At 72.4% G+C, this 11,301-nt stretch carries 11 protein-coding genes; 8 read left to right on the forward strand and 3 right to left on the reverse strand.

Annotation, left to right across the window (positions count from 1 at the left end):
* The 4 genes from ACIP67_RS34670 to ACIP67_RS34685 form a co-directional block, all read left to right on the forward strand.
* A partial coding sequence (locus ACIP67_RS34670) for an alpha-glucosidase C-terminal domain-containing protein (RefSeq protein WP_401697208.1) occupies positions 1-335 on the forward strand: 335 nt, incomplete at its 5' end.
* Positions 336-363: 28 nt separating this feature from the next.
* Positions 364-1,725 carry a maltokinase gene (locus tag ACIP67_RS34675; RefSeq protein ID WP_401697209.1) on the forward strand — a complete coding sequence of 454 codons (1,362 nt, stop codon included), beginning with the start codon at positions 364-366 and terminating at the stop codon, positions 1,723-1,725.
* A gap of 4 nt (positions 1,726-1,729) precedes the next feature.
* On the forward strand, positions 1,730-3,964 hold the full coding sequence (glgB, locus tag ACIP67_RS34680) for a 1,4-alpha-glucan branching enzyme (RefSeq protein ID WP_401697211.1): 2,235 nt from the start codon (positions 1,730-1,732) through the stop codon (positions 3,962-3,964).
* A 57-nt stretch (positions 3,965-4,021) separates the two neighbouring features.
* Positions 4,022-5,110, forward strand: coding sequence for a glutamate--cysteine ligase (locus ACIP67_RS34685; protein WP_401697212.1), 1,089 nt, complete (start codon positions 4,022-4,024; stop codon positions 5,108-5,110).
* Positions 5,111-5,180: 70 nt separating this feature from the next.
* Here the strand turns inward: ACIP67_RS34685 and ACIP67_RS34690 are convergent, their stop codons facing one another.
* Entirely contained in the window at positions 5,181-5,414 is a 234-nt protein-coding gene (locus ACIP67_RS34690) for a DUF6480 family protein (protein ID WP_385077836.1), read from the reverse strand.
* Between the two features lie 152 nt (positions 5,415-5,566).
* On the opposite strand from ACIP67_RS34690, the gene ACIP67_RS34695 reads away from it, so the two are divergent.
* Both ACIP67_RS34695 and ACIP67_RS34700 read left to right on the forward strand, forming a co-directional pair.
* On the forward strand, positions 5,567-7,468 hold the full coding sequence (locus ACIP67_RS34695) for an AMP-dependent synthetase/ligase (RefSeq protein WP_401697214.1): 1,902 nt from the start codon (positions 5,567-5,569) through the stop codon (positions 7,466-7,468).
* Between the two features lie 254 nt (positions 7,469-7,722).
* The gene (locus ACIP67_RS34700; protein WP_401697215.1) at positions 7,723-8,157 is read left to right on the forward strand and encodes an ATP-binding protein; all 435 of its coding nucleotides are present in this window, start codon (positions 7,723-7,725) and stop codon (positions 8,155-8,157) included.
* A gap of 30 nt (positions 8,158-8,187) precedes the next feature.
* On the opposite strand, the gene ACIP67_RS34705 is transcribed toward ACIP67_RS34700, so the two are convergent.
* Positions 8,188-8,643, reverse strand: a complete 456-nt coding sequence (locus ACIP67_RS34705; protein WP_401697216.1) for an ATP-binding protein — start codon at positions 8,641-8,643, stop codon at positions 8,188-8,190.
* 154 nt (positions 8,644-8,797) lie between these two features.
* Positions 8,798-9,169, reverse strand: coding sequence for a PRC-barrel domain containing protein (locus tag ACIP67_RS34710; protein ID WP_401697218.1), 372 nt, complete (start codon positions 9,167-9,169; stop codon positions 8,798-8,800).
* 289 nt (positions 9,170-9,458) lie between these two features.
* Here ACIP67_RS34710 and ACIP67_RS34715 point away from each other — a divergent pair, with 289 nt between their 5' ends.
* Positions 9,459-10,292: a SigB/SigF/SigG family RNA polymerase sigma factor gene (locus tag ACIP67_RS34715; protein WP_401697425.1), complete on the forward strand. Its 834-nt coding sequence runs from the start codon at positions 9,459-9,461 to the stop codon at positions 10,290-10,292.
* A 274-nt stretch (positions 10,293-10,566) separates the two neighbouring features.
* Positions 10,567-11,301 (forward strand): HAMP domain-containing protein (locus ACIP67_RS34720; protein ID WP_401697219.1); only part of this gene is annotated, 735 nt, incomplete at its 3' end.

Below are 11,301 nucleotides of genomic sequence, written 5' to 3' on the forward strand. Positions count from 1 at the left end.
TGATCGAGATCCGCAAGCAGAACCCCGCCTTCGGACTCGGCTCCTACACCGAACTGGCCTCCACCAACCCCGCCGTCCTCGCCTTCCTCCGCGAGGCCCCCTCGTCGGAGGACGGCGGGGACGACCTGGTCCTGTGCGTCCACAACTTCTCGCGCTTCGCCCAGCCCACCGAGCTGGACCTGCGCCGCTTCGACGGCCGCCACCCCGTGGAGCTGTTCGGCGGGGTCCGCTTCCCCGCCATCGGCGAACTGCCGTACCTGCTGACCCTCGCAGGGCACGGTTTCTACTGGTTCCGGCTCGTCCGAGCCGCATCCCGCGTCGGCCGGCGCCTGTGAGCGTGCGCCGCGGAAAGGACGCGTCACCATGCCGAAGACCGCATCTCTGAACCACGGCAGTGCCGTGGGCGTCCGCTCCGGCGGAACGCTCGGGAACCTGCTGCGCGAGTGGCTGCCCCGGCAGCGCTGGTTCGCGGGCAAGGACCGGCCCCTGAACGATCTGCGTCTGCTGTCGATGACGGAGCTGTATCCGGGCTGTCTGCACCTGCTGGTGCAGACCGGCCAGTCCGGCGTGCCCTCGCCGGGCGGCACTCCGCCGCCCGGCGACTGCTACCAGCTGCTCCTCGGTCTCCAGCGGCACCTGTCGCCGCGTCTGGGCCGGGCCCTGATCGGCAAGGTGGAGGAAGGGCCGCTGGCCGGTCTGACGGTGCACGACGCCCTCCAGGACCCCCGCTCGGCGCACCTGTTGCTGGAGCGCATGCGGCACCCCGGTCCGCTGGGTCCGCTGACCTTCGAGTCCGACCCGTCGGTGCCGGTGCCGGCCGGTCTGGCGCCGCGGCTGCTGGAGGCGGAGCAGTCGAACACCTCGGTGGTGTACGGCGACGCGTTCATCCTCAAGGTGTTCCGGCGCATCCAGCCCGGGATCAACCCCGACCTGGAGGTGCCGGTCGCCCTCAAGGGGCAGAACTGCGGCCGGGTGCCGGCGCCGGTGGCCTGGTTCGGGACGACGGACCCGCAGGAGGCGACGCTGGGCGTGCTCCAGCCGTTCCTGCCCGACGCCTCCGACGGCTGGACGCTGGCGCTGGACTCCCTCGCCCACGGCGACTCCTTCACGGCGGAGGCCGAGGCGCTGGGCCGGGCCACGGCCGAGGTGCACCTCGCCCTGGCCGCGGCCTTCCCGTCCGGTCCGCGCGCCGACAACGTCCGGACGGCGGCGGCGATGACCGAGCGGCTGGAGGCCGCGGCCCACCACGTGGCGGCGCTGCGCCCGTACGTCCCGGGTCTCATCACCGCCTTCGACGCACTCGCCGTCTGCGATCCGGGTCCGTCCGCCCAGCGCATCCACGGCGACCTGCACCTGGGGCAGGTGCTGCGCACGGGACGGGAGTGGTTCGTCATCGACTTCGAGGGCGAGCCCTCCCGTCCGCTGGCCGAACGGCGCAGCGCGCACTCCCCGGTGCGGGACATCGCGGGCATGCTGCGGTCCTTCGACTACGCGGCCCGCCAGCGCCGGCCCTGGCGTCCGGAGTGGGCACTGCGCTGCCGGGAGGCCTTCTGCGCCGGCTACGCGGCCCGGGCCGGCTGGGACCCCCGCAAGAAGCACGCCCTGCTGCGTGCCTACGAAACCGACCGGGCCGTGTACGAGGTGCTGTACGAGGCCCGGCACCGTCCCGACTGGCTACCCGTACCGATGGCGGCGATCGAACGTCTCGCCGTCCGAGGAGGCTGACCCCATGGCTCTGCGCGACACCTCTCGGCCCGAGTCGGGCGGCCCCCGCCCGCGCCGCGGCCGGCCGGGCGGCCCCCGCCCGGCCACCGCGCCCCCGCTCGACGCGACCGACCGGGGGCGCCTGCTGGCGGGCGCCCACCACGATCCGCACGCCCTGCTGGGCGCGCACCCGGTGCCGGGCGGGATCGCCTTCCGGGCGCTGCGGCCCTTCGCCCGCTCGGTGGCCGTCGTGGTGGACGGCGTGCGGACCCCGCTCGTGTCGGAGGGCGAGGGCCTCTTCTCGGTCGTCCTGCCGCTCGACGCGATCCCCGCGTACACACTGCTGGTGGCGTACGAGGGGGCCGAGCAGGAGGTGCACGACCCGTACCGTTTCCTGCCCGCCCTGGGCGAGTTCGATCTGCATCTCATCCGTGAGGGGCGGCACGAGCAGCTGTGGAAGGCGCTCGGCGCGGAGCCGATGATCCACGAGGGGGTGGCCGGCACCCGCTTCACGGTGTGGGCGCCCAACGCCCAGGGCGTGCGGATCGCCGCGGACTTCACCTACTGGGACGGCACCGCCTTCCCGATGCGCTCGCTGGGCGCGTCCGGGGTGTGGGAGCTGTTCCTGCCGGGGGTCGGCGAGGGCACCCGGTACAAGTTCGAGATCCACTCCCGCCACGGCCACCGGTTCCTCAAGGCCGACCCGATGGCGCGGTGTGCCGAGGTCCCGCCGGACACGGCGTCGATCGTGCACGCCTCGCACCACGCGTGGGGCGACGCGGAGTGGATGGCGCACCGGGGCGACGTCCCCGTGCACGTGGCGCCGTTCTCGGTGTACGAGGTGCATCTGCCGTCCTGGCGGCCGGGGCTGACGTACCGTCAGTTGGCCGAGGAGCTCCCGGCGTACGTGAACGACCTCGGTTTCACCCATGTGGAGTTCATGCCGGTCGCCCAGCACCCCTTCGCGGGCTCCTGGGGTTACCAGATCACCGGTTTCTACGCCCCGGCCTCGCGGCTCGGCACCCCGGACGACTTCAAGCACCTGGTGGACGCCCTGCACCGGGCCGGGATCGGCGTGATCATGGACTGGGTGCCGGCGCACTTCCCCAAGGACGACTGGGCGCTGGCGCGGTTCGACGGGGAGCCGCTGTACGAGCCCGGGAACTCCCAGCGGGCCGAGCACCCCGACTGGGGGACGCTGGAGTTCGACCTCGGGCGCACCGAGGTGCGCAACTTCCTGGTGGCGAACGCCGTGTACTGGTGCGAGGAGTTCCACATCGACGGGCTGCGCGTCGACGCCGTCGCCTCGATGCTCTACCTCGACTACTCGCGGGACTCGGGGCAGTGGACGCCGAACGTGTACGGCGGCCGTGAGGACCTGGACGCGGTGGCCTTCCTCCAGGAGATGAACGCCACCGTGTACCGGCGCAGTCCGGGTGTGGTGACGATCGCGGAGGAGTCGACGGCCTGGGGCGGGGTGACCCGGCCGACCGACAGCGGCGGTCTGGGGTTCGGGCTGAAGTGGAACATGGGCTGGATGCACGACTCGCTGGAGTACATCGCCAAGGAGCCGGTGCACCGCAAGTACCACCACCACGAGATGACGTTCTCGATGATCTACGCCTACAGCGAGAACTACGTCCTGCCGATCTCCCACGACGAGGTCGTCCACGGCAAGCAGGCGCTGGTGTCGAAGATGCCGGGCGACTGGTGGCAGCGGCGGGCCAACCACCGTGCCTACCTGGGCTTCATGTGGGCCCATCCGGGCAAGCAGCTGCTGTTCATGGGGCAGGAGTTCGCCCAGGGCGGGGAGTGGTCCGAGGCCGACGGCCCCGAATGGTGGCTGCTGGATCCCGGCTACTGCGCGGAGGGCGACCACCGGGGGGTGCGGGACCTGGTCCGCGACCTCAACGCCCGCTACCGGTCGACCCCGGCCCTGTGGCAGCGGGACACCGACCCGGCCGGCTTCCGGTGGGTGTTGTGCGACGCGGCCGACGACAACGTCTTCGCCTTCCTGCGGTACGACGCCGACGGGCGTCCCCTGCTGTCGGTGAGCAACTTCTCCCCGGTCGTCCGCCACGACTACCGGCTCGCCGTGCCCGACGACGTACCCGTCTGGTACGAGGCGCTCAACACCGACGCCGCCCGCTACGGCGGCGGCGACGTCACCCACGCCGACGGCATCAAGCCGGAGAACGGGGAGATCGCGGTCACACTGCCGCCGCTGGCCACGGTCTGGTGGACGCCGACGTCCGTGTGAACGGACACCGACGGGGCAGTCGGGTGCGTACCACCTGCCAGAGAAAGGCCGCATACCGTGCGCACCGTCGGAGTGGAGGAGGAACTCCTCCTGGTCGACCCGGAAACCGGGGAGCCTCAGGCCCTGTCCGCAGCCGTACTCGCCCGCGCCACGCGGGACGCGGCCGAGCCGGACGTGTTCGAGAAGGAACTGCACAACCAGATGCTCGAGTTCGCCACCCATCCCCGGTCGGGGATGGACGAACTCGGCGAGGAGATCGTCCGCATCCGCGGGGAGGCGGCCCGGCACGCCGGGGAGATCGGGTGCACGGTGGCGGCGCTCGCCACCTCCCCGCTGCCGGTGCGCCCCTCCGTGAGCATGAACCGGCGCTACCAGTGGATGGCGGAGCAGTACGGCATCGCCACCCAGGAGCAGTTGGTGTGCGGCTGCCACGTCCATGTGTCGGTCGGATCGGACGACGAGGGCGTCGCGGTCGTCGACCGGATCCGGCCCTGGCTGTCGGTGCTGTCGGCGCTGAGCGGCAACTCCCCTTTCTGGCAGGGGAAGGAGTCGGGGTACAGCAGCTATCGCAGCCGGGTGTGGCAGCGCTGGCCGTCGGCCGGTCCGACCGAGCTGTTCGGGTCGGCGGAGCGCTACCACCGGCGGGTCGCGGACATGGTGGAGACGGGCACGATCCTCGACGAGGGCATGGTCTACTTCGACGCCCGGCTGTCCGCGCGCTACCCGACGGTGGAGATCAGGGTCTCGGACGTCTGTCTGCACGCGGACACCGCCGTGCTGATGGCGACGCTGGCGCGCGGGCTCGTCGAGACGGCCGCCCGGGAGTGGAAGGCCGGTGAGGATCCGGTGGACCACAGTGTGAGCCTGCTGCGGCTGGCCGGCTGGCGGGCCGCGCGCTCCGGGCTGACCGACGACCTGCTGCACCCCGCGACCATGCGGCGCGCGCCGGCCGAGGCGGTGGTGCGGGCGCTGCTGGAGCACGTCGGGGAGGCGCTGGACGACGCCGGTGACCTGGAGCGGGCCCGCGCCGGCTGCGCGCGGTTGCTGCGCGACGGCAACGGGGCCCGCGTCCAGCGCGAGGTGTGGGAGCGCACCGGCAGTCTGCGCGAGGTCGTCACCACGTGCGTCCGCCACACCCAGGGCTAGGGCGCTTGCGACGGGTCTCCGTGGACGCCGCGGAGACCCGTCGCAAGCGCCCTCCGTCCGGTCCTCCCGCTCAGAGCATCAGGACCAGCGCGTACGCCAGGAAGAAGGCCGCGACCAGCACGGCGAGGACGATGATCAGGGTGAGCGGGCCCTTGGCCCAGCCCTTGGGGGGATTGTGCGTCTCCCGGGGTCCGGCCTCGGGCATGCTGCTCTCCGCGGGCGGGGTCTCGCCCGGGGGAACACCTCCGCCCGGTTCCAGGCCGGTGCTGCGTTCCGGTTCGGGGTCGGGGTTGATGTGCGTCATGCCCTCCGAGTCCCCCGGACCCGCCTAGATCATCAGCCGTGCACCGATTCTCCGTTCCCGGCCACAAGCGGTCGCTCCTCGGCTACATTCGACCACCGTCGATAACAGTCCTCAACGGCGGAGTCACACCCCGTACACGTCAGGAGCAGCGCATGCGCGACGTCGCCCTCGCTCCCCCAGCCGCCCCGCCCCTGACCGGAGGGCTCGCCGACAGCGTCTTCGAGACAGCCGCCCGCACTCCCACGCTCCCCGTGCTCGCCCGCCGTGCCGCGGACTCCGACGGCTGGGAGGAGGTGACGGCGATCGAGCTGCGCGACGAGGTGGTCGAGGCCGCCAAGGGGTTCGTGGCGTCCGGGATCTCGCCGGGCCACCGCGTGGCCATCATGGCGCGGACCCGGTACGAGTGGTCGGTGCTCAGCCATGCGCTGTGGGCCGTGGGCGCCGAGGTGGTGCCCGTGTACCCCACCTCCTCGCGCGACCAGGTCGAGTGGATCCTGCGGGACTCGGCCTGTGTGGGCGTGGTCGTCGAGGACGAGCAGAGCGTGATGACGGTGGGCTCGGTGTGCGCGACCCTGCCCGCGCTGCGGCACGTCTGGCAGCTGGACAGCGGCGCGCTCGAGGAGCTGGCCCGGCTCGGTGAGACGGTCCCGGTCACCACCGTGGACTCGCTGCGCCGGATCGTGCTGCCCGACGCGACGGCGGTGATCGCCTACACCTCCGGCACCTCTGGCCGCCCGCTGGGCTGCGCGCTGAGCCACCGCGGCCTCGCCGCCCCCTGCGACACCCTGCTGGCCGGCTGGGGCCGGACGGCGGCGGCGCCGGGGCAGCGGCCGTCCGTCCTCGCGTTCCTGCCGTTCTCCCATGTGTACGGCCTGATGATCCAGGGCCTGTGTGTCCGCGGCGGCATCCTGATGGGCCATGAACCGGACCTCGGCGCGGCCGCGCTCACGGAGGCGCTGCGCACCTTCCGGCCGACGTATCTGTACGCGGTGCCCTCGGTGTTCGAGAAGATCTACAAGAATTTCCTGTGCACGGCCCAGCAGGAGGGCCGCGGCGCGCTGTTCGAGCGGGCGGCGGAGACGGCACGGCACTTCGCGGTCGCCGTCGAACGCCAGCGGCTGGGCCGCGGCTCGGGGCCCGGGTTCGACCTGCGGATCCAGCACGCCCTGTTCGAGCGGACCGTGTACCGAAGACTCCGCGCCGCCCTCGGCGGCCGGGTGCACCGCGCCACCTCGGGCGGCTCACCCCTGCACCGCGACCTGTCCTTGTTCTACGCGGGTATCGGCATCTACGTCCACGACGGCTACGGCCTGACGGAGACCAGCGGCGGGATCACGATGCAGCCGCTGGGCCGGGAGAAGACCGGGACGGTCGGGCAGGCGCTGCCGGGCACCGAGATACGGGTGGCGGACGACGGGGAGATCCTGGTGCGCGGCCCGTCGCTGTTCCAGGGCTACGTCAACGACGGCGACGCCACCCGGGCGGCGCTGCGGGACGGCTGGCTGGGCACCGGGGACCTCGGTTTCCTGGACTCCGACGGCTACCTCACCATCACCGGCCGCAAGAAGGACGTCATCATCACCAGCAGCGGCAAGAGCGTGGCGCCGACGGCGCTGGAGCAGCGGCTGCGGATGCATCCGCTCGTCCACCAGGCGGTGGTGGTGGGCGACAACCGGCCCTGTGTGGGCGCGTTGATCACCCTGGATCCGGACTTCCTGGCGCACTGGCGCGCGGGGCTGTCCCTCCAGGGCGACACGCCGAGCCGGGAGGCCCGCGAGGAGAACGCCCTCAGGGACGAGATCGGCCGGGCGGTGGCGGCGGCCAACAGTGCCGTGTCCCGCTCGGAGTCCATCCGTGTCTTCCGGGTGCTGCCGGAGCCGTTCGACCCGGCCAACGGGCTGCTGACCCCGTCGATGAAGCTGCGCCGCGACTCGATCGTCGAGCACTACGCGGCCGAGATCGAGACCATGTACCAGGCGCGGGCGCGGCTGCCCCGGCAGAGCGCTCCGGAGGAGGTGCTGAGCTGGGACGACGCGGACGACGTGTTCCGGTGAGCCGGTGCGGGGGGCGGGCGGGGGGTGCCCCCGGCCTCGGCCCCGTCCGTGTCACCGGGGCCCGGCCAGGGCCTCTCCCGGCCCCCGAGCGGTGCGCACGCCGCGTGTCCGCAGGGTCACCGTACGTGGTCCGGTGCACGACGGCCGGTGCGGACGCGTAGCCTGCGGCGCCCCGGGAACCCTGGAGAGTGGCGACGTGAGAGAGCCGCACGAGAAAGGACGACGGTCCCGCCGGTAGGGGCCGCAACTACGACATGGCAACCGAGCCCCGTGGTAACGACGCACTGGCCTCCTGGGCGGTCCCGAGCCGCACCGCCCGGTTCCCGGGCGAACCGCAGGACGTGACGGGTGCACGCCTGGCCGCGGAGGCGTTCCTCCGTGACCTGTCCCGGGCGACCCCGCCCTCGGCACCGGAGTGCTGGCACGACATCGTGCTGATCGTCACGGAGTTGGCCTCGAACGCGGTCCAGTATGCCCCGGGCCCCTTCGACCTGCATCTGCGCCCGACCTTCGACGGGGTGCACGTCACGCTGCACGACACCAGCACCACCGCGCCCGCGCCACGTCCGTTCCATCCCGACAGCGGGGGCGGCGGCATCGGCTGGCATCTGGTCCACACGCTCTGCAGCCAGGTCAGCGTGGTCATCGGCGTCGACGGGAAGGACGTGCACGTCTTCCTGCCCTGGTGACCGCCCTCTCCCGGGCGGGAGGGCGCCGAGTCAGGGCGTGCCGTCGGGGCCCGGGGGGCCGACGGCCCGGACCGGCACGAAGACGCTGATCGTCTTCCCGCCGGACGGCCGTGGGCCGATGGCGATGTCCCGGGCCAGTTCGACGATCAGCGGCCAGCCGTAGCCGTTGATCCGGTGTCCCCCGGGCGGTGCGCCGGCTCCGTACGTCATGGAGGGGGCGCCGTCGCTGTGGTCGTGCACCGCCACCCGGACGCCGCCGTGCACGGGGGTCACCTCGAAACCGGCCAGGCCGCCGCCGTGCCGGATCGCGTTGGTGACCATCTCGGACACGACCAGCAGCAGGTCGATCACGTCCTCCTGCCGCGCCGGTCCCGCGGCGGCGCTCCAGTGGGCGTCGACCACCGCGCGCGCGTGGTCCCGCGCGGTCGCGGCGGTCGTCACCGGGACGAGCACCGGCTCCGTGGGCGCGAGTTCGTCCCCTCTCACGGCTCGGTCACTGTCCCCGGCGGCCGGAGCGCCGGGTCTGCGGCTCGTGGGTCATCGACACCCCGTTCCTCGGTCACGGCACACGACGGCCGGTGGGTGGTGGGCACTTGAGCATACGGCGGGCGCCCGCGGCCCGCTGTGCTTCCCCCGGCGGTCAGGCCGTCGTGCTGCCGCGCCGGATCAGCTGGAGATAGTGGTCGCCCACGGCCGTCAGGTACGCGGGGTCCATCGTCTCGCTGTCCGTGCGGAACCGGGGGGCCTCCTTCACCTCGTCCCCGGTGCAGGCCAGCGTCACGGTGCGGCTCTCCACCTCGACCGCCCTGACGACGCCCACCGGTACGACCGCGCTCCTGCCGAAGAGCCAGACCCCCGTGTCGACGACCAGGTGCCACATCCCGTGGTGGCCGTCCTCGCGTTCGACGTGGCCTATGGTGCCGTCGGACGCCACCACCCCGTAGCCCGTCAGATCCTGCCCCTCGGTGTGCCCGCTGTCCGTCGGGTAGGACCAGATCCTGTCGATGGTCACGCCGCTCCCTTCTCCCGTCTCCGTTCACGCAGCGGATACCCGCCCGCCGCGGCCGCATTCGGGGCGTGCGGCCGCCGTCCGCGGCAGGCGGTGTCCGGACACCGGGACCGGCGCGTCCGGCGGGGCAGGCAGGGGGAACTCGGGGCATGGCGGCGGGAAGCGGGGGCAGACGCGGTGCCACCGACCGGCGACGATCTTGGACATGTCCGGGCGGGCCCCGACGAACGGAGTGAGCGGCATGGATGCCGTGACGGCACAGGCACCGACGGCCACGGCGGCACAGCCGGTCATGGACGACCCGCGCGCGGGGGCCGCGCTCGTCGGCGTGCCCGCGCAGGTCGGTCCCCGGGACGCGCGGGAGCTGTCGCGCCGCTTCTTCGAACGGCTGGCGGTCCTGGAGGAGGGCTCGCCGGGCCACCAGTACGTGCGCAACACGCTGATCGAGATGCACCTGTCGCTCGTGCGGTACGCGGCGTCCCGGTTCCGCGGCCGGGCCGGCGACGCGATGGAGGACGTCGTACAGGTCGGCACGATCGGGCTGATCAAGGCGATCGACCGGTTCGAGCTGTCCCGGGAGGTCGAGTTCTCCTCGTTCGCCGTCCCGTACATCGTCGGTGAGATCAAGCGGTTCTTCCGGGACACCGGCTGGGCCGTGCACGTGCCGCGGCGGCTCCAGGAGGCGCGGGGGGAACTGGTCCGGGCGACCGAGGAGTTGCAGACGCGTCTCGGCCGGGTGCCCGGTACGCGTGAGCTGGCGCGGCTGATGGCGTTGTCCGAGAAGGAGGTCGTCGAGGCGCGCAAGGCCGCCAACTGCCGCACCTCCGCCTCGCTCGACGCGGCCCTCGCGGCCGACGGCGGCAGCGACGGCGAGTCGGTCCGGGCCGACTTCATCGGCGTGGAGGAACCTGCGCTCGCGCGCGTGGAGGACGTCCACTCCCTGGCGCCCCTGGTCGCGGCACTGGACCCGAGGGAGCGGCGGATCCTCCACCTGCGGTTCGTCGAGGAGCGGACGCAGGCCGAGATCGGCAGGGAGCTCGGGATCTCCCAGATGCACGTCTCACGGCTCATCAGCCGTGTGGTGGGCCGGCTGCGGGCCGGACTGCTCGGCCCCGACGCCGGCTGAACCCGGCGTTCCACTGAGGGGAAAACCCTTTCGGCTACCCCGTTTTCCGCCGTCCATGCAGGCGCGCGACCCGTGATGTCACGGACCGCTCGGGACGGCCCGACACTTTGTTCCGTCACGGGCTCGTGGGATAGCCTGCGGCGGATTTCTCTCATCACGCACATCCGTGAACTGCGGGAATTCGTACACCAACATGCGGCGCCGTCCACCGGGGCGGCGTGGTTCCGAGCTCCCGTACCGCGGGGGCTCCCTGGGGAGCGGAACGAGGATACGCATGACCAGCAACGCTGCCGAGGTCACCGACACGGTCCCGGGCGACCAGGAGCTCAGAAGGCTCCTCGCCGGGCTCACCGCCGTGCGCGACGGCGACTTCGGTACCCGGCTGCCCGTCGACGGCGACGGGCTCATGGGCGACATCGCGACCGTCTTCAACGGCATGGTCGACCAGTTGTCCGTGTTCACCTCCGAGGTCACGCGGGTGGCCCGGGAGGTGGGCACCGAGGGCACCCTCGGCGGGCAGGCGGAGGTGCCGGGGGTCTCGGGCACCTGGGCCGACCTGACGGACTCCGTCAACGCCATGGCGGGCAACCTGACGACACAGGTCCGCGACATCGCGCAGGTGGCGACCGCGGTCGCCAAGGGCGACCTGTCACAGAAGATCGACGTGCCGGCGCGCGGGGAGATCCTCCAGCTGAAGGAGACCGTCAACACGATGGTCGACCAGCTGTCGGCGTTCGCCGACGAGGTCACCCGCGTCGCCCGCGAGGTCGGCACCGAAGGACGTCTCGGCGGCCAGGCGCAGGTGCCCGGCGTGGCCGGCGTGTGGCGGGACCTCACGGATTCGGTCAACTTCATGGCCGGAAACCTCACCGCGCAGGTCCGCAACGTCGCCCAGGTGACGACGGCGGTCGCCAAGGGCGATCTGTCACAGAAGATCACCGTGGACGCCCGCGGCGAGATCCTCGAACTGAAGAACACCATCAACACGATGGTCGACCAGCTCTCCGCC

The sequence above is a fragment of the Streptomyces sp. NPDC088812 genome (genome assembly GCF_044750285.1).
Lineage (GTDB): Bacteria > Actinomycetota > Actinomycetes > Streptomycetales > Streptomycetaceae > Streptomyces.